This is a genomic window from Arthrobacter sp. RIT-PI-e (assembly GCF_001187915.1).
Lineage (GTDB): Bacteria > Actinomycetota > Actinomycetes > Actinomycetales > Micrococcaceae > Arthrobacter_D.
In genome coordinates, this window is the sequence record NZ_LGIU01000081.1 from 1 (window position 1) to 18,627 (window position 18,627).

General features: G+C 72.6%; 13 protein-coding genes and 4 pseudogenes. 9 read left to right on the forward strand and 8 right to left on the reverse strand.

Annotated elements, in window-relative coordinates; translation table 11 throughout:
* The 3 genes and pseudogenes from AC792_RS11210 to AC792_RS17785 all read right to left on the reverse strand — a co-directional run.
* A pseudogene (locus AC792_RS11210) lies at positions 1-253 on the reverse strand (ABC transporter ATP-binding protein); the annotation flags it as partial.
* A complete protein-coding gene (locus tag AC792_RS17780; RefSeq protein WP_049830605.1) occupies positions 246-863 on the reverse strand; it encodes an ATP-binding cassette domain-containing protein in 618 nt (205 codons plus the stop codon). The gene AC792_RS17780 and the pseudogene AC792_RS11210, both read right to left, overlap by 8 nt.
* 259 nt (positions 864-1,122) lie before the next feature.
* Positions 1,123-2,061 (reverse strand): annotated as a pseudogene (locus AC792_RS17785) (ABC transporter transmembrane domain-containing protein); the annotation flags it as partial.
* An 87-nt stretch (positions 2,062-2,148) separates the two neighbouring features.
* On the opposite strand from AC792_RS17785, the pseudogene AC792_RS16505 reads away from it, so the two are divergent.
* The 4 genes and pseudogenes from AC792_RS16505 to AC792_RS11250 form a co-directional block, all read left to right on the forward strand.
* A pseudogene (locus tag AC792_RS16505) lies at positions 2,149-2,724 on the forward strand (SURF1 family cytochrome oxidase biogenesis protein); the annotation flags it as partial.
* A 268-nt stretch (positions 2,725-2,992) separates the two neighbouring features.
* Entirely contained in the window at positions 2,993-3,541 is a 549-nt protein-coding gene (locus tag AC792_RS11240) for a DUF3817 domain-containing protein (RefSeq protein WP_082177677.1), read from the forward strand.
* Between the two features lie 101 nt (positions 3,542-3,642).
* Positions 3,643-5,193 carry a glutamine-hydrolyzing GMP synthase gene (guaA, locus tag AC792_RS11245; RefSeq protein ID WP_442853617.1) on the forward strand — a complete coding sequence of 517 codons (1,551 nt, stop codon included), beginning with the start codon at positions 3,643-3,645 and terminating at the stop codon, positions 5,191-5,193.
* A gap of 93 nt (positions 5,194-5,286) precedes the next feature.
* Positions 5,287-9,354 (forward strand): DUF4011 domain-containing protein, encoded by a 4,068-nt coding sequence (locus AC792_RS11250; RefSeq protein ID WP_235436672.1) that lies wholly within the window; start codon positions 5,287-5,289, stop codon positions 9,352-9,354.
* Positions 9,355-9,798: 444 nt separating this feature from the next.
* Here the strand turns inward: AC792_RS11250 and AC792_RS11255 are convergent, their stop codons facing one another.
* From AC792_RS11255 to AC792_RS11265, 3 genes and pseudogenes are all read right to left on the reverse strand, one after another.
* Positions 9,799-10,479, reverse strand: coding sequence for an RcpC/CpaB family pilus assembly protein (locus AC792_RS11255; protein WP_049830611.1), 681 nt, complete (start codon positions 10,477-10,479; stop codon positions 9,799-9,801).
* A 199-nt stretch (positions 10,480-10,678) separates the two neighbouring features.
* Positions 10,679-11,023, reverse strand: a complete 345-nt coding sequence (locus AC792_RS11260; RefSeq protein WP_049830612.1) for an FmdB family zinc ribbon protein — start codon at positions 11,021-11,023, stop codon at positions 10,679-10,681.
* 129 nt (positions 11,024-11,152) lie between these two features.
* Positions 11,153-11,587: pseudogene (locus AC792_RS11265) on the reverse strand (5-formyltetrahydrofolate cyclo-ligase); the annotation flags it as partial.
* A gap of 308 nt (positions 11,588-11,895) precedes the next feature.
* Here AC792_RS11265 and galU point away from each other — a divergent pair.
* The 3 genes from galU to AC792_RS17935 all read left to right on the forward strand — a co-directional run bounded on the left by galU (position 11,896) and on the right by AC792_RS17935 (position 13,659).
* Entirely contained in the window at positions 11,896-12,798 is a 903-nt protein-coding gene (gene galU, locus AC792_RS11275; RefSeq protein WP_049830615.1) for a UTP--glucose-1-phosphate uridylyltransferase GalU, read from the forward strand.
* Positions 12,799-12,804: 6 nt separating this feature from the next.
* Positions 12,805-13,431, forward strand: a complete 627-nt coding sequence (locus tag AC792_RS11280; RefSeq protein ID WP_049830616.1) for a GNAT family N-acetyltransferase — start codon at positions 12,805-12,807, stop codon at positions 13,429-13,431.
* Positions 13,432-13,533: 102 nt separating this feature from the next.
* Positions 13,534-13,659, forward strand: a complete 126-nt coding sequence (locus tag AC792_RS17935; protein ID WP_268753377.1) for a hypothetical protein — start codon at positions 13,534-13,536, stop codon at positions 13,657-13,659.
* Between the two features lie 865 nt (positions 13,660-14,524).
* Here the strand turns inward: AC792_RS17935 and AC792_RS11285 are convergent.
* Together AC792_RS11285 and AC792_RS11290 are read right to left on the reverse strand one after the other, a co-directional pair.
* The gene (locus AC792_RS11285) at positions 14,525-15,388 is read right to left on the reverse strand and encodes a metal-dependent hydrolase (protein ID WP_049830617.1); all 864 of its coding nucleotides are present in this window, start codon (positions 15,386-15,388) and stop codon (positions 14,525-14,527) included.
* A gap of 15 nt (positions 15,389-15,403) precedes the next feature.
* Positions 15,404-15,886: an Lrp/AsnC family transcriptional regulator gene (locus tag AC792_RS11290; protein WP_049830618.1), complete on the reverse strand. Its 483-nt coding sequence runs from the start codon at positions 15,884-15,886 to the stop codon at positions 15,404-15,406.
* A 144-nt stretch (positions 15,887-16,030) separates the two neighbouring features.
* Between AC792_RS11290 and AC792_RS11295 the strand changes: the two genes are divergently transcribed.
* Both AC792_RS11295 and AC792_RS11300 read left to right on the forward strand, forming a co-directional pair.
* A complete protein-coding gene (locus AC792_RS11295) occupies positions 16,031-17,275 on the forward strand; it encodes an MFS transporter (protein WP_049830619.1) in 1,245 nt (414 codons plus the stop codon).
* A 199-nt stretch (positions 17,276-17,474) separates the two neighbouring features.
* The gene (locus tag AC792_RS11300; RefSeq protein WP_049830620.1) at positions 17,475-18,626 is read left to right on the forward strand and encodes an ABC transporter ATP-binding protein; all 1,152 of its coding nucleotides are present in this window, start codon (positions 17,475-17,477) and stop codon (positions 18,624-18,626) included.
* Position 18,627 lies beyond the last annotated feature (1 nt).

The window sequence follows — 18,627 nt, forward strand, 5'->3', positions numbered from 1 at the left end:
CCAGCACCGACTGCACGGTGCGGAAACCGAGCACCGCGAGGGACACGACGGCGACGACGCGGCCCGTGGTGCCCTCGGTGACGGCGTCGATCAGCAGCCCCAGCAGCAGCGGACCCGCCAGGCCGGCGATCGCCGAACCCACGTAGAGCGCGATCACCACGCCGAGACCGCGCCGGTGGTGCCGGATCAGGCGCGTGGCCTCGGCCCGCACCGCCCGCGGGCTCGCCACGGGGAGGGTACTCGTACTACTCACTGCGGATCACCACGTTCCGGTAGGCGGGATTCTCGGCCATCAGGTCCTGGTGGCTGCCGGAGGCGGTCACGCGCCCGTCCTCCATCAGCACCACCCGGTCCATCACCCGCAGGACCAGGGGGCTGGCGGTGACGACGACGGTGGTGCGCCCCTCGCGACGACGGGCCCCCGCGAGGCGGTCGGCGATGCGCTGCTCGGTGTGCGCGTCCACCGCGCTGGTCGGTTCGATCAGCACCAGGTTCTCGGCGTCGGTGAGGTACGCGCGGGCGAGCACCAGGCGTTGACGCTGACCGCCGGAGAAGCCGCGGCCGCGTTCGGTGACCTCGTGGTCGAGCCCGTCCTCGAGGCCGTCCAGGATGTCCAGGGCGCTCGTGGCCTCGAGCGCCGCGAGGATCGCGGCGTCGTCGTGCCGGGACCGGGGGTCCAGCTGGCGGCGGGGGGAGCCGCCGAACAGCTGCGGGCTCGCCTCGCTGACCACGATGCGCGAGCGGATGGCGGCGAGCGGCGCGTGCCGGAGCTCGGCGGAACCCCCGCGGGCCGCCCCCCCGGCGGGGCGGCGTCCCCGGGCGGCCCGGGCGCGGGGCCGCCCCCGCCGATTCCGCCGGTTCACGCGAGACGACGGCGGTGAGCAGTCCCGGTTCCACGACGAGGCCCGGGCGCGCGTCCATCAGCGCCGATCCGGCGGATGGGGCGGCCACGGGCGTGCTGCTCTCGGTGACCCCGGGCTCCACGGACAGCACGGCGATGATCTTCCGCGCGCCGACGTGGGCGCGGATGAAGCGGGCCACGGAATCGGCGGCCGTGCGGATCGGGGTCATGAGGAAGATGGAGAACCCGAACAGGGCCACGAGGTCGCCGGGACTGATCTCGCCGGAGAGCACGAGGATGGCACCCACCCAGGTGAACACCACGCTGAAGGCTCCGGCGACGAACACCTGGGACGCCTCGAGATCGGCCAGTGACCGGGCCACGCGGATGCCCGAGTCCCGGGTCTCCGCGGACTTGGCACGGTAGCGGTCCACGAAGATGTGCTCACCGCCGATGCCGCGCAGCACACGCAGCCCGGCCACGGTGTCCGCACCCACCGCCGTCATCCGCCCGGACGCCTCGCGCTGCTCGCGCTGGCGCGCCTGCAGGGGACGCACCACGAACAGCAGGAGCGCGCAGCACGCCGGGACGCCGAGGAGCACCACGAGACCCAGCAGGGACGAGGTCCGCCAGATCAGTGCGGTGACCACGAGCCACGCGGCCACGGCGCCCGCGAGCCGGGTGAGCACCTCGTAGACCTCCCCGAGCCGGAACGCGTCCGAGGCGGCCGTGGACACCACCTCGCCCGTGGAGAGCGCGGAGGGCAGGGCGTCACCGGTGCGGCTGATCTTGTGCCCCACGATCCGCACCGAGCGGAAGGCGCCCTGCATCCAGTTGCTGACCCCGGCACGGTGCGCGGCGACGTCGGACACGGCCTGCACCCCCATGAGGCCCAGCAGTGCCGCCGCCCACCAGGCGATGGCGCGGACGTTCCCGGCGATCACGCCGTCGTCGATCGCCCGCCCGAGGACGAAGGGCATCACCGCCTGGGACGCCATCCAGAGGGTGCCGAAGAACATGCCGGCGGCGAGTGTGGCCTTCTGCTGCCGGCCGAGCCAGAGCAGATAGCGGGTGGGGGAGCGCAGATCCGGGGAACCGGTCACGGGATAGGGGAAGGGACGCACGAGCACCAAGCCTAGACGTGATCCCGGCCGAGTCATAGAGGTTTGCCAATCGCTTTTCCACGTCCTGTCCCGGTCCTCCGCCGTCGGCGTAGCCATTCGTTGTTCTACAGAGGCACGAAGTACCGTTGAGGGGTGTTGAAGACCGCCCTGAAGCCTCGCTGGATCCTCATGCTGATCCTCGCCATGGCGATCGCCGCGGTCTTCGTGCTCCTGAGCCAGTGGCAGTTCTCGTCCTCGCGGGATGCGCCCCCTCCCGCCCCCAGCGACACCGAGGCGGTCCGTCCGCTCACGGACGTGCTGGAGCCGCAAACCCCGCTCTTCGCCTCCGTGGCGGACCAGATGGTCTCCTTCGACGCCGAGTTCGTACCCGGCACGCGGGTGCTCGTCCAGGACCGCCTGCTCGACGACCGCGACGGCCTCTGGGTGGTGCAGGCCGCTGACGTCGCGGCATCCGGACCGGACGGCGGCAGCGTGATCCCCGTGGTGCTCGGGTGGGTGCCGGACGCCGGGCAGCTCAGCGCCGTCCCGGAGCAGCAGGGTGCTGCCACGGTGGAGGGGCGGCTCATCCCGCCCGAAGCTCCCCGGGTCCAGCAGCCCGTCGAGGGGGAGATCCCCGCGATGTCCACGGCCGAGCTCACCAATCTGTGGGACCTGCCCTCCTACGCGGCGTTCGTGGTGGCCACGGACATCGCAGCCGACGACGGCGCCGCGATCGCCTTCACCGCCGGCATGGAGCAGGTGGTGGTGGGACCACAGCCGCAGGAGACGCCCGTCAACTGGCTCAACATCTTTTACGCGATCGAATGGGTGGTCTTCGCCGGCTTCGCCTTCTTCCTCTGGTGGCGCCTCGTCGCGGACGATCACCGCCGCACCCTCGAGGACGAGGCGGACGCGGCGGAGGACGACGACGGGACCGGTGCCGCCGATCCCATGACCACCCGTCCGCCGACCACCGAGGCGACCACGACCGTCCCCGTCGGGGCGTCCGCCGCCCCGCGACCAGCCGAGAACGAAAGCCGTACCCACCGTGACTCAGCCGACCGTCGATCCCACCTCCGGCACCCCCCGGACCGCCGCCACCCCCCGGACCGCCGCCACCGCGAACGGTCGCACCCCGACCGCGGGCGGGACCCCACGCAAGGGCAAGCCCAGGCGGCGGTTCGGTGGAACGCACGCGCAGATCCGTTCGGCCCTCTCCTTCTACAAGGTCCTCGCGTACATCACCGGCGTGATGCTGCTGCTCGTGGTGGTGGAGATGGTGGCCAAGTACGGCTACGGCACCGAGATCGTGGCCGGTGGCGGGGCTGCACTGCAGTTCCTCCCCGAGACGGTCGCGGAGACGGCCGGGGGCTTCAACCTCTCCACGGCGGTGCTGATCGCCCACGGCTGGCTCTACGTGGTGTACCTGATCGCCGATTTCCGGCTCTGGCAGATCATGCGCTGGCCCTTCGGGCGCTTCGTCCTGATCGCACTCGGCGGAGTGGTGCCGCTGCTCTCCTTCTTCGTCGAGAAGCGCGTGCACCGCCAGGCCGAGCAGGAGCTCGCGGCGCATCCCGAGGCCGCACCCCGCTACTGACCGGCATCGTGCACGGCACCGTACGCAGTGTGCGGGGCGGGTTCCGTGCAGACTATTGTTGACGCGTGACTACCCCAGAGAACGGCTCCGAACACCGTCCTGTGCTCGTCGTGGACTACGGAGCGCAGTACGCCCAGCTGATCGCCCGCCGCGTACGCGAGGCGGACGTCTACTCGGAGATCGTGCCGCACACGCTCAGTGCGCAGGAGATCCTCGCGAAGAACCCGCAGGCCATCATCCTCTCCGGCGGACCCTCGAGCGTCTACGCCGAGGGAGCACCCACGGTGGAGCCCGCCCTGTTCGACGCCGGTGTGCCCGTGCTCGGCATCTGCTACGGCTTCCAGGCCATGGCCTCCGCGCTCGGCGGCACCGTGGCGAAGACCGGGCTGCGTGAGTACGGCGCCACGGACGTGCGGTCCGACGGCGAGTCACGGTCCATCCTGGACGGCGTCCCCGGCGAGCAGAACGCCTGGATGAGCCACGGCGACAGCGTGCAGGCCGCGCCCGAGGGCTTCGAGGTGCTCGCCAGCACGGCCGGCGCCCCGGTGGCTGCCTTCGCCCATGAGGGCAGGAGCCTCTACGGCGTGCAGTGGCACCCCGAGGTCAAGCACTCCCGGCACGGTCAGCGGGTCATCGAGAACTTCCTGTTCAAGGGGGCGCGAATCGACCCCAACTGGAGCACGCGCGACATCCTCGAGGAACAGGTGGGGAGGATCCGCGAGCAGATCGGCGACGCACGCGTGATCTGCGGACTCTCCGGCGGCGTGGACTCCGCCGTCGCCGCGGCGCTCGTGCAGCGTGCGGTGGGGGACCAGCTCACCTGCGTCTTCGTGGACCACGGGCTCCTCCGCGAGGGCGAGGCCGAGCAGGTGGAACGGGACTTCGTCGCGGCCACCGGCGTGAAGCTGTACGTGGCCAACGAGCAGAAGCGCTTCCTGGACGCGCTCGCGGGTGTGTCCGACCCGGAGACCAAGCGCAAGATCATCGGCCGGGAGTTCATCCGGGCCTTCGAGGAGGCCGAGCGCGCGATCGTCCGCGAGGCGGCCGCGGACGGCGAGCCCATCCGCTTCCTGGTCCAGGGCACGCTCTACCCCGACGTCGTCGAGTCCGGTGGCGGCGAGGGCGCCGCGAACATCAAGAGCCACCACAACGTGGGCGGACTACCGGAGGACCTCCAGTTCGAACTCGTGGAACCGCTGCGCGCCCTGTTCAAGGACGAGGTGCGGGCGGTCGGTGCCCAGCTGGGGCTGCCGGCCGAGATCGTGGGGCGCCAGCCCTTCCCCGGGCCGGGTCTCGGGATCAGGATCGTCGGTGAGGTCACCCACGAGCGTCTCGAACTGCTGCGGAAGGCGGACGCCATCGCGCGCGCCGAGCTCACCGCGGCGGGGCTGGACAACGAGGTGTGGCAGATGCCGGTGGTGCTCCTCGCCGATGTGCGGAGCGTCGGTGTGCAGGGCGACGGTCGCACGTACGGCCACCCCATCGTGTTGCGCCCGGTCTCCAGCGAGGACGCGATGACGGCGGACTGGTCACGTCTGCCGTACGATCTCCTGGCCCGGATCTCGAACCGGATCACCAACGAGGTGGACGGCGTCAACCGTGTGGTGCTCGACGTCACGAGCAAGCCGCCGGGCACCATCGAATGGGAGTAGCCGCATCCGGGAGGGGGACCACCCCACCCGGGTCCGGCCCGGGCCGCGTTGCTATCCGCGGGGCCCGTTCGCTAGTCGGATAGCTTGGAAGACATGCCAATCTGGTCGAGATCAGCACGTGACAATGCAGGGAAGAAGGCTGTGGTGCCGGAGCAGGATCCTCGGGACGAGGCAGAGGCACCGGCGGACCGACCCCAGGACGCCGCGGGCGCGCCGGAGCAGCCGGAACCCGTGATACCCGGACCGTTGCCACAGGAGCCCTCCGACGACGGCGCCTCGCCGGGATCCGTGCAGCAGGAGCCGGGTGAGGAGCAGCCGGTGCAGTCCGAGGGCGATCCGGAGACCGCCGTCCCGCCTGCCGCCGACCCAGGTGCGGGCGACCGGTCTGCCGCGGACCCGGAGGTCACCGACCGGTCCGCCGCCGACCCGGGTGCCGCCGACCCGGGTGCCGCCGACCCGTCGGCGCAGGACCTCGCGTCCTGGCTCGATGCCCTGGGTCCGCAGGTCAGCGGTGACACGCTCCTGCACTTCCGTCCGTCCGCGGGCACCAGCATCGACCTGACGCAGGCCCACCCCTCCGGTCTGGCGCAGATGATGGCGGGACGCCGCACCCGGCTCTCCACGCTGCTGCGCGACCCCGTCCAGTACAGCGCGGCCAAGGCCGCCGCGCGTGCCCTGCGCGCCAAGATCTTCGAACTCGGCACCGAGCGCGGGATCGACGTCGGATACCTCGCCGCGGGTACGGCGAGCTGGCGGGTCCAGGACGCCTCGGGCCGCTCCGAGACGCTGAACGCCCCCGTGCTCCTCACCGCGGTGTCCCTCACGGTGCATGCCTCGCAGGACGACTACGAACTGCAGATCACGGAGCAGGCCCGGATGAACCCGGCCCTGGTCCGCCACCTGCGTGACTGGCAGGGGCTCGACCTCGACCCGCAGGCCGTCGCCCGTCTGGCCTACGGCACGGCGCGCTTTGACCCGCACCCCGTGCTGGAGCGCGTGCGCCTGCTGAGCGAGGGTGTGCGCGGCATGTCCGTGGAGCACCGGATCCTCGTGGCAACCTTCGCCGACCTCGCCGGGGTCAAGGGTGATCCTGCGCTGCAGGCTGACCACCCGGTCCTCGCCGCGCTGCTGGGTGCCGCGAGGGGTGACGACGACGCCGCCTCGGCCCTGGCGTCCGCGGAACAGGGCCTGGGCTTCCCGCACCCGGACGAGCGCGATCCCGCGGAGGAGCTGCTGGTCCTCGATGCCGACCGCGCGCAGCAGGACGTCCTCGACCTCGCCTCGGCCGGGGTGAGCCTGGTGGTGGCCACCCCACCCGGGACGGGGCAGACGCAGACCGCACTCAACGTGGCCGTGCGTGCCGCGGCCGCAGGACGCCGTGTGGTGGTGGCCGCCGAGCGCCGCGGGACCCTCAACGAGTTCGTCCAGGACCTCGACGGCGTGGACCTCGGCTCCCTCGTGCTGCAGCTCGGGAGCCGGTCCGGGCCGGCGCAGCTCCGCGAGGCCGTGATCCGCGCCCTGGTCCGGAACGAGAAGGCGGTGGAACCGCAGCTCGAGAAGCTCCACGACACGCTGACCGGCAACCGGTACCAGCTCCTGGAGCACGTGCGGAGTCTGCACGACGTCCGCAGCCGGTGGGGGTGCTCCCCCTACCAGGCGATGCAGTCCCTCGCGGGACTCACCGCGCTCGACCCCGCGCCGTCCACGACGGTCCGGTTGAAGCGCAGTGTGCTCGACTCGATCGCCGATCGGCGCGAACTCACCGAGCGGCTCCGGCGTACCGCGGACCTGGGGAGTTTCACCGAGGCCTCCACGTGGAGCCCCTGGTACGGGGCCCAGCTGCTCAACCGGAAGGAGACCGAGCACGCGCACACGCTGACGGAGCAGCTCTCCACGGAGATCCCGGCACTCCGGGGCGAGGTGCGGGGCGTCGCCGAGCACGCGGAGATCGCCCTCGGCGGCACCTTCCGGGAATGGGGGGAGCAGCTCGAACTCCTCGTGGCCGTGCGCGGGAGCCTCGACAAGTTCACGGCGGACATCTTCGACCGCCCCGTCACCGATCTCATCTCGGCCACCGCCCCGTCCTCCTGGCGGAAGGAACGGGACATCGAGATGAGTTCCATGACGAGATCCAGGCTGCGGCGCGTGGCCAAGGAGTACATCCGGCCCGGCGTGCACATCGCCGATCTCCACACCTCCCTGCTCGAGGTGCAGCAGCAGCGCACCCGCTGGAGCCAGTACGCACTCACGGAGCGGCACCCGTCCGTCCCCACGGGTCTCGCGGAGATCCGCACCTCCTACCGTGACGTGGAGATCCGGCTGGACGAGCTGACCGGTCTCCTGCGCACCACGCGCAGGCATCCGGATCTCGGCGCGCTGCCCCTCGACGACCTCGAGGCCCTCCTGACGGATCTCGCCGCGGACAGGGAGACCCTGGAGACCCTGCCGGAGCGCACCCTGCTGATGGACGAGATGCGTGAGCAGGGACTCGGCGAGCTCCTGGACGACCTCGCGGCCCGTGAGATCACGGCGGAGCGCGTGGGCGACGAACTGGAACTCGCCTGGTGGCAGTCCGCGCTCGAGGCCATGATCAGCGGCGACGACTACCTCGCGATGTCCGACGGCGACAGTCTCCGCACGCTCGAGTCGGAGTTCCGTGCCGCCGACGACGCGCACATCGCCTCCGGCCCCGCCCGCATCCGGTGGGCCCTGGCCGAGCAGTGGCGCGCCGCGGTGGACAGTCACCCCGAGGACGCGGAACTGCTCCGCGAGGAGTTGAGAGCGGGCTCCCTGACGCTCGGGACCTTCTCCCGGCTGCACCCCGCGCTGACCTCCGCGTTGCTGCCCGTCTGGGCGGTCAGCCCGCTCACCGTCCGCGGGACCGTCCCGGACCACCAGCGGTTCGACACCGCGGTGATCCTCGACGGCGAGTCGATGTCGCTGCAGAGCGCGGTGCCGTGCATCGCCCGGTCCACGCAGGTGATCGTGTTCGGCGACGACCGCCTGGCGGCGCCCACCCGTTTCAGCATCGAGGTGCAGTCGGCCGACCGCGCCTCCACCCTGGAGGCCCCGCCGAGCGCCTTCGACTCGCTGCGCCGGATCCTCCCGGTACGCGGTCTCACGGAGATCTACCGGGCAGTGGACCGCAGCCTCGACACCTACCTGGGCGACTCGTTCTACGACGGCAAGCTCTCCCGCCTCCCGCAGGCCTCCGAGGTGACCGGGGAGGGCCGAGGTCTCGTGGTGGAGTACCTGCCGAACGGCACCGGGATGCCCAGTTCGGAGCACGAGGGTGTGGAGAGCGTGGACGTCGAGGTCAAGCGCGTGGTCGAACTGGTCTTCGAGCACATCCGACGACGCCCCGGGTCTTCCCTCGCGGTGGTCACGGCGAGTGCACGGCATGCAGCGCGGGTGGGTGAGGCCATCCGGGTGCAGCTGGGACAGTTCCCGTGGGCGTCGGAGTTCTTCACCCCGGGGCGTGAGGCGTTCCGTGTGGTGCCGGTGGAGCGGGCCGGTGGGCTGGTGAGGGATCACATCGTGTTCTCCCTCGGGTTCGGGCGGACCCCCCACGGACGCACCCTGCACACGTTCGGGCCGCTGTCCGGTAGCGACGGGCGGCGTGCCTTCGTGATGGCGATGACCCGCGCACGGAGCCGGCTCCACATCGTGACCTGCGTACAGCCCTCGGACCTGGAGCCCGAGCGACTCACCGCCGGGGCCGCGGACTTCTTCGAACTGGTCCGGCGTGAGCTGGAGGAGGGCGCACCGGCCGAGGTACCCGTCCCCTCCGGGAACGAGGACCCGTTGGTGGCGGATCTCGTGGACCGTCTGCGCGAGCTCGGGGCCGAGGTGCAGGACCACTATGCAGGTGTCCTGGACATCGTCGCCGCGAAACCCGTGGGCCGGCGGGCCGACGGTATGCCGGCAACCGGCACGCACCGCCCTGCCCCGCTGGCCGTCGAGTCCGACGGCACCGCGCGCTACGGGGCGATGTCCGTCCGCGAGCGGAGCCGCCTCCGCCCCCAGGTGCTCGAGCGCATGGGCTGGCACTACTCGCCGCTGTGGACCATCGAGGTGTTCACCGATCCCGACGGATGTGCTGAGCGCGCCGCGGCCGTAATCGGACTGCCGGGGCGGGGGGCGCAGGAACAGCGGGGCTGAGCGGGCGGGGTCACGGCGGGGGCGGCCGGGAAGCCTCCGGTGGGGCGGACCCCGGGGGGCGAGCCCCCGGAGGGGACACCCCGCGCCGGACGGGTTCCGGGCGGTCCGGCGGTTCCCGTGCTGGCGGGGGGGGACGAGCCCCGGGCCCGGGGGGGTCGGCCGAACGACCCCGCCGCCGGGCCCCCCGGCAGCGCCCGCCCCACTGGGGCTGACGCTTCGACGCAGCCGGTGCGCTGACGCTCCGACGCAGACTGTGCGACGCAGACTGTGCGGTGCAGACGGTGCGGTGCAGCCGGTGCGCGTGACCGGTCCGCCGGCATCGGCGCGGAGGGAATCGGTCCGGAGGGATCCGCCCGGCACGACCGTCCGTCCGGATCCAGCCCCTGACGTCGCCGTCGGGCCGCGAGCGGTATGGGGGGCGACGGCTGAGCGCGGCGTGGTCCGTCATCGGCCGCTCGTGAGGATGAGGTGGACGTCCCCCGCGCTGGACGCCCCGGCGAGGGCGGCCGCCTCCTCCGGGCCGGCGGCCACCACCACGAGCCCGGCCTCCTCACCGCCACCGCCCCACATCCCGGACGTGGTGCCCGTGCCGCCCGGTGCGGTCCAGAGGACCGGCGCGGCGCGGGCCAGGACCGTGGAGTCCGCCGCGACGTCGTAGCCGTTGCCGGTCCGGAGGATCACGTCCACGAGCTGACCCGGGGCGAGGAGCCCGACGGTGCTCGGATCGGCGGGGCGGAGGGGCACGGCCCCCGTACCCGGGGCGGCCCCGGCCAGCAGCCCCGCTCCCCCCAGGGCGGGGGCCGGGACCGGGAAGCCCCGCGGAAGCGGTACGGCGAGCTGCTGCCCCACCAGCTCGTCCGTCCCCTGGAATCCCTGACCGGCCACGGCGTCCACCGGAAGATCGACGAGGGAGAGATCCGCCGCGGAGAGCACCGTGCCCACGGCGAGGTCGCGGGAGGCACTGATCACGGGCGTGGTGGGCGAACCGTCCCCGACGAGTGCCTCCACCGAGACCCCGGCCGCAGCACTGAGCAGCAGGCAGGTGATCAGGCGTTTGCGGCGGTGCAGCATCCGGCGGAGGCGGTGGCCCAGCGGCGCACCCTGGGAACGGTTTCTCGGGTCCATGCCCACACCCTAGGAAGCGTGCACTGCCCGATGGTCCTGCTGCTCGGTCATGTGGACAACCCGGTGCACCGCGGCTCCGCCGACAGGGATTCCCGCGGGCCGGGAGGCCTCCGTGCCGGAGCTCCCGCGAACCGGGAGGCCGCGGACCGGGATCCGATGACGAGGGGGAGCGGGATCCGATGACGGGCGGAGCGCCAGGTCAGGAGGCGGTGGACCCGCTGCTGGTCGAGGAGGTGGCCGGGGCCGGGGCGGACGATGACGACTCCGCGGGCTTGGCGGAGGCCGCCGGGGAGGACTCCTTGGCCGACTCCGAGGTCGATCCGGACGCAGAACCCGACGTGGATCCTGCTTCGGAGCTCGTCGAGGTCGCGCGGGAGTCGTTGCGGTAGAAACCTGACCCCTTGAACACCACGCCCACGCTGTTGAACTTCTTCCGCAGCGTGCCACCGCACTCGGGGCACACCGTCAGGGAGTCGTCGGAGAACGCCTGCTGGATGTCGAAGGCGTGGCCGCAGTCCTTGCAGGCATAGGCGTACATGGGCATGGAGATCCTCCTGGAAGGGTGTCGTGATTCCGGATGGCCTGCGTGGTTGCCCTCGTTCTGGCACTCTCCGGGGTCGAGTGCCAGTCTACACCGGGTGCGCGATGCTCCGGTGCCGCGAGGGAACCCCTGCTACCCGGGCTGGGCGGAGGGACGCACCTCGAGAAGACCGTCGGGGGTGAACACGCCGTTCATCGGCTGGTCCCACGAGTCCGCGGGAACCTCCCCTGCGGGGAGCAGCTCGGAGCGGTACACCACCGCGTAACGGGGCACGGCGTCGGGAGCATCACGCGGGTGCTGCGCGAGGAAGCGGTCGTAGTACCCGCCGCCCTGTCCCAGGCGGTTGCCCGCAGGGTCCGTGCCCAGTGCCGGCACCAGCACGACGACCACGTGGGCCAGCTCGGAGAAGGCATGGCGGGCGCCGGACGGCTCGTCCACGGGGGCATATGCCGAGCGCTCCAGGGGGACCCCGGGAGTCCAGAAGACCCAGCTGAGCCGATGCTCCGGCTCACACACGGGCAGGACGATCCGGAAGCCGAGTTCATGGAGCTCCCCGAGGAGCGGTTCCGTGGCGGGCCCGGGCGGGGGCCCGAGGAAGGCGGGGACGACCGGGGGGGATCCGGCGCCGCGTCCTCCGTGGCATGGCCCGCCCCGTCCCCGCCCCCGGGCCGGGCCGGGGGGGGACGGAGGTGACCGCTCCCCGGGGGGGGCAGGGCATCCGACTGCTCCGGCCGCCCCGGCGGCGGGGGGGGTGCGGGGCCCCGCCGCAGTGCGGCGCGCAGTCGTGTCCTGGCAGGAGGTGGAGGAGGCGACATCACATCACCATTGTGCGCAACGTCGCGGCCCGGAGGTCCGTCTTATGTAGTGTGGTGCCCATGAATCTGCAATCACGCGTGACCAAGGCCGTCATCCCCGCGGCCGGTCTGGGGACCCGCTTCCTGCCCGCCACCAAGGCCATGCCCAAGGAGATGCTGCCGGTCGTGGACAAGCCGGCCATCCAGTACGTGGTCCAGGAGGCCGTGGATGCAGGACTGTCCGACGTCCTGATGATCACCGGGCGCAACAAGCGGGCGCTCGAGGACCACTTCGACCGCGTGCCGTTCATCGAGCAGACCCTCGAGGCCAAGGGCGATCACGACAAGCTCGCCGCCGTCCGGCGCCCCTCGGAGCTCGGCGACATCCACTACCTCCGTCAGGGCGACCCCAAGGGGCTCGGCCACGCGGTGCTCCGCGCCAAGCTGCACGTGGGCGACGAGCCGTTCGCGGTGCTCCTCGGCGACGACCTGATCGACGAGCGCGATCCGCTGCTGCGCACCATGATCGAGGTGCAGGCCAGGACCGGTGGTTCCGTGATCGGTCTCATCGAGGTGGACCCGGCGCAGATCAGCTCCTACGGCTGCGCCGACATCACCGAGGTCGACGGTGAGGACCACGTCCGCGTGAACTCCCTCGTCGAGAAGCCGTCCGTCGAGGACGCACCCTCGAACCTGGCCCTGATCGGCCGTTACGTGCTCCACCCCCGGGTGTTCGAGGTCCTGGAGACCACGAAGCCGGGCCGCGGCGACGAGATCCAGCTGACCGACGCCCTGCAGACCCTCGCCGCCGCCGAGGGGGAGGGCGCGGGCGTGTACGGCGTCGTGTTCCGCGGCCGCCGCTACGACACCGGTGACAAGCTGAGCTACCTGAAGGCCGTGGTGACGCTGGCCTCGGAGCGCGAGGACCTCGGGCCGGACCTCCGGGCATGGATCAAGGACTTCAGCAAAGATCTCGCGGACTAGCACGTCATGTGGTCGGCGACCAGCTGGCCCGTGACCCTCAGGGCCGGTTCGCTGGCCCTGAGGCCCATCCGGCACAGGGACAAGTCAGAGTGGACGGCGGTACGGCACCGCAACGTCCGCTGGCTCGCGCCCTGGGAGGCGTCGAACCCGGATCCTGAGGGTTTCCTGCCCACCTTCCACCAGATGGTGCGCTCGCTGTCCGGCCAGGCACGCGCCGGCTCCGCGCTGCCCTTCGTCATCGTGGAACGGCAGGCGGGCGGCCGGGAGCGGCTCGTGGGACAGCTGACGGTCTCGAGCATCACCTGGGGGTCGGCGATGACCGCCACGCTCGGCTACTGGGTGGACGCCGAGCGCGCCGGACGCGGGATCGCCCCCACCGCCGTCGCGCTGGCCACCGACCACTGCTTCCGCGAGCTCGGCCTGCACCGGATGGAGATCAACATCCGGCCGGAGAACCGGCCGAGCCTGCGCGTGGTGGAGAAGCTGCATTTCCGCGACGAGGGGCTCCGGCCCCGGTACCTGCACATCGCCGGGGAGTGGGCCGACCACCGCAGTTTCGCGTTGACGGCTGAGGAGGTCCCCCGCGGTCTGCTGGAGCCGTGGTTGGAGGGATCCTCCCGTCGTCGGAGCTGAACCGCCGTACGGATGCCCGCTGGGGCATACTGGTGACCGACACACCGCGGGCAATGCATCCCGAGCGCCTGATGTGCTCCTACGGTGCTGGAGGCGGGTTCCGTGGCAGCAGCCCGGACCCGGCCGGGGCGACGGGCCGGCCGCAGGGTCCCGGTGGTGATCCTGCGGGCGGTACCCGTGGAGCACGACGACCAGCAGCAGGGCCCGGACCCGGGGGGAACAGAATGAGGACGACAGCGTCGGAGGAGAACCCGGCCCGGGTCGCCGCGGAGCCGGTGGAGGCATACGCGACGGGGCGTTCCCTGCCGTGGGGGTGGTCGATGCCGTCCGAGCCACGCCGGGGACGCATCGCCCTCGCACTCCTCGGCGCGGTGGTCCTCTGCGCCGCCGTGGTCACGGCGATCCTCGGGATGCTCGGGATCGTCTCCCCGCTGGTCCCTCTCCTGTGCCTGGTCGTGGTCGGTGCCGCCGTCGGGGGTCTACGGATGCTCGCGATCCGTGACCGGCACGCCCGCGCCGCGCGGGCTTTCGCGGAGGCCATGGCCCCGATGACCCTCCCCGCGCCACGACCCGCCGTCGCGGAGCCGCCGGCCCCCGCCGTGCCACGGCGACCCACGGTGCTGTTCGACGCCGAGAACGCCGCACCGCGGCAGGCCAGTCCCATGGCGCTGCGCACCGCAGCGCTCGCCGGCACCCCCGGCTCCTCCGCGGCGGACGTCAACCGTGCAGAGGACGCGCCGTCCGCGGTTCGGCCGGCGCAGGCCGGGGCCGCCCCCGACGCCGCCCCGGTCCCGCCCGCCTCCTGGGCCCCCGTGGGGGTCCCCCGCCCCCCCTACGTGGGGGCGGCGAAGGCCGAACGCCCGGCGCCTGCCCGCTGGAGCGGCCGGAGGTCCCGCGGGCGTCGCCCAGGCCGCCCAACAAGACCGCCGAGGCCGCGGCCCGCCGCGCGGGGTCGGAGGATCAGCGCGCGGCGATCAGCGACGTCCCGCGGCCCCGGATCGATCTCGACAACGTCCTGCAGCGCCGCCGCGCCTAGGGTTCCACCCGTGCGAGCACGAGCGGGCTGGCCCGCGCAGGGGCCGAGGACCGGGAGCTACGCGGTGGTGACGCGCGTGTCCATGCGGAGGACGGCGGTCCCGTCGGCATCGTCCAGGGTCAGTGAGACCTCGACCCCCACCCCGCGCAGGGACGTCAGGTGCGTGCCACCGCAGGGGATCTCGGCGCGCTGCCCGGGGAGGTCGCAGATCCAGCGGCGGCGGTCGGTGAGCGCCGGTCCGTCCGCCTCGATGCCGATCGCGGCGCCCGTAGCCGTCCACCCGGCCAGGGTCGCGTTGACCGTGGCGGCCACGGCACCGGTGTCCAGCCCGTCCACCGTGAACCCCTTCCGGCGCAGGGACTTCCCCAGCCGGTAGTGGTCCTCCGAGCCGAACTCGCCGATGGTGGTGGTGTCGATCGCGAGGGCGTCGAAGTTCGGGGAGCCGAGTGCGTCGGGGGCCACCTCCTTCTTCCAGCGGTCCGCGAGCGCCCGGTTCAGGGCGAGGGAGGCGAGGTGGCAGCCGGTGTGGCCTGCGGAGACCGCGGCGCGGTGCCGGGCGTCCACGCGCGTGACGACGTCGTCGCCCTCCCGGAGAGCGGTGCCCTCGAGCACGTGCGCGACGACGAACGCCCAGCCCTCCGTACCCTTGCGCACCGGCACATCGGCGCCGAGGTGCAGGACGGCGCCGTCGGTGGCCCCCACCACGCAGTCCACCACCGGTGACGAGGAGGTCCCGGAGACCAGCTCGCCGCGGTCGGCGCCCTGGTCGGGCCAGGCGGAGTCCACGGCGTGGAACGCCGTGGTGTCGAGGAGGACGGCGCTCCGGCCGTCGGCGAGGTGCTCCACGTGGAGCACCGTCCCGGGGGTCTCCACCGTCCCCCGGGGGTAGGTCACGGAGGTGTCGGTGCTCGGCAGTGTCATGGTGCTCCTCGGGGGTCAGGTGTCGGCGGGCCGCTGCGCCAGGCGTTCGAGCAGCGGTTCGGTGCGGTAGGGGATGTGCTCGTGCAGGGCGAGGACGGTCTCGGTGCGGATGACGCCCTTGATCCGCAGGACCGAGCGCAGTGCCGACTGCAGGTGGTGCGTGTCCGTGGCCGCGACCCGGCACCAGACGTCGCCCCGGCCCGAGATCTCGTGGACCTCCAGGACCTGGTGCAGGGTGCGCAGCCCCGCGATCACGCCGTCGAGCTCCCGGTGGGCCACCTCGATGGTGACGAAGGCGACGACGTCGTACCCGAGCGCCTCGAGGTCGAGCTCGCGCCCGTTGCGGCGCAGGGTCCCGGCGCGCAGCAGGCGGCGGATCCGGGTCTGCGCGGTGTTGCGGGCGATGCCGAGGAGTTCGCTGAGCTCGCTCACCTGGGCGCGGGGATCCCGGACGAGTTCCAGGAGGAGGCGGAGGTCCAGGGAGTCCAGACTGCTCACAAAGATCACTCTCCATCAGTCGGTGCAGCTCGTGTTGCGCGCGGTGCTCAAACCGGTGGACGAATGTGTCGCACGGCGGTCAACCGGCTTCATCCTATAGTCAGCCGTCACCGGCGTGCCGGGACACCGAACAGGAGGAGCGCCATGAGTGTGATCGACGAGATCCGCATGAGACCCGCCCCCGTGGCCCCCCGGAGCTGGGACGCCTCCCTGGCGGTCCGGCTCGCCCTCGCGGTGACGGTGATCTCCACGCTCCTGGTCGGGGCCAACCTGGCCACCCCGATCTACCCGCTGATCCAGGTCGATCTCGAGCTGTCCCCGTTCGCGGTGACGGTGGCGTTCGCCTCCTACGTGGTGGCGCTGATCGGGGGGCTCCTGCTCGCCGGGCACTGGTCGGACCACATCGGGCGCCGTGCGGCGCTCGTGCTGGCCGTGCTGGCCGGCTTGGCAGGGACCACCTGCTTCGCCCCGGCACCCTCGCTGCCCGTGCGGGCGGCCGGACGGACGCGCCGGGGCGCCGCGGCGGCCCTCGCCCCCGGGGCGGGCGCCGCCGCGCCCCGCGCCCTCCTGCCCCCCCGCCCCGAGTGGGCCTCCCGGTTCCCCCTCCGCGCCTCCGCCGGGGGAGTGGCCGCCGGTCCGGTGATCGGCGGGCTGCTCTCCCTGCTGCCGAACCCCACACGCACGCCGTTCCTCGTGTACCTCGTGGTGCTCGCGGCTCTGCTGGTGCCGCTCGTCCTGCTGCGGGCGCGGCCGGCCCCCACGCCCGCCCCCCCCCCGAACCCGCCCCCCGTCCCCAGGCCACGGCGGCCCGCGGTCCCGCGGGCTGCGCGCAGCTCCTTCCGCATGGCCGCCACGGTGGGGTTCCTCAGCTTCGCGGTGTTCGGCTTCACGCTCAGCCTCGCCCCCACCTGGTTCGCGGGGATCGCCGGGACCACCTCGCGCCCGCTCGTCGGCGTGCTCGCGGCCCTCGTGCTGGGGTCCTCGGCGGCGAGTCAGCTGCTCTCGCCGCGCGGCAGGTTCGGGGCGCCGGCGGGGCGCGCGGGGGTGGCGCCCGGCGTCGGCCTCCTGCCTCTCGCGGAGGTCACCGCGAGTCTCCCGCTGCTGGTGGTCGCCTGCCTCCTGGCAGGAGCCGGGCAGGGCATGGCCTTCCGCGTGGTGTTCAACGAGGTCTCGCTCAAGGTGGCTCCGGCGCTGCACGCCCAGACGGTGAGCGCCGTGTACGTGATCACCTATCTCGGCAGCGCCGTCCCGGTCCTCGGTCTCGGTGCGGCAGCGGGGATCTGGGGCCTGGACACCTCGGTCACGGTGTTCGCCCTGCTCGTCTCCGCAGCGTGCGCCGCCCTCGCCGTCGGCTCGCTCGTGCAGCGCTCCCGACGTCGCACCCGGTAGCACCTGCAGGCCCGGAGCGTCCTGCGGTCGTGTCCGGCGGCCCTCACGGTTAGACTCGGACATTCCGACAGCTTGAACTGACTGCCGGGCGTCCCGCCCGGCAGGTATCCAGACGGCAAGCCGGTGCCGCACCGCGAGAGCGTGCGCTCCGCGGGTGCAGCCCGGCCGAGAAGCTCCTGCCACGAAAGGCACAGCTGCCATGACCCACCCCGAGCAGGTTTCCAGCCCGTACGCGATCGAGTTCCGCAACGTCTCCAAGAGCTACGACGGCGGCCGCCCGGCGGTCGAGAACCTCACCATGGACGTGGAGCGCGGGAAGATCACGGTCTTCGTGGGACCGTCCGGCTGCGGGAAGACCACGTCGCTGCGGATGATCAACCGCATGGTGGAACCCACCTCCGGGCAGATCCTCCTCGACGGCCGCGACGTGACCGGGCGGAAGGCCAGCGAGCTGCGCCGCTCCATGGGCTACGTGATGCAGTCCTCCGGGCTCCTGCCGCACCGTACCGTCCTGGACAACATCGCCACGGTACCGAGGCTCAACGGGGTGAAGAAGGCCGAGGCCCGGGCACGTGCCCGGCAGCTCCTCGAGGTGGTGGGCCTGGCCCCGGCCCTGGGGAACCGCTACCCCGCGCAGCTCTCCGGCGGGCAGCAGCAGCGCGTCGGTGTGGCGCGGGCGCTCGCCGCGGACCCGCCCGTGCTCCTCATGGACGAGCCGTTCAGTGCGGTGGACCCCGTGGTCCGCGCGGAGCTCCAGGAGGAGCTGCTGCGCCTGCAGCGGGACCTCGCCAAGACCATCGTGTTCGTCACCCACGACATCGACGAGGCGACGGTGCTCGGGGACAAGGTGGCGGTGTTCGCCGTCGGCGGCCGGCTGGCGCAGTTCGCCGCACCCGAGGAACTCCTCCGCGCACCCGTGGACGATTTCGTGGCGGCTTTCGTGGGCCGCGACCGCGGCTTCCGCCACCTGTCCTTCCAGGACGGCAAGGACATCCCGGTCCACCCCGTCGAGACCATCGAGCTCGACCGGCTGGACGATCCCACGGTCTCGGTGCGCTCACCGTGGACCCTCCTGGTGGACGCCGAGGGGCGTCCGCACGGCTGGGTGCCCAGGGCCACCCGCAGCAGCATCACGAGCAAGGCGGAGGCCGTGCCGGGAGGTTCGCTGTACACGCGGGGGGACACGCTGCGGCGGGCCCTGGACGCCGCGCTGTCCTCGCCGTCGGGCCTGGGCGTGACCGTGGACGACGACGGCCGGGTGCTCGGCGTGGTGCAGGCCGCGGAGGTCTTCGAGCTCATCGAGGCCGCCCGGCTGGACCGCGGGCGTGCCGACCACGACACGGCGGTCTGAC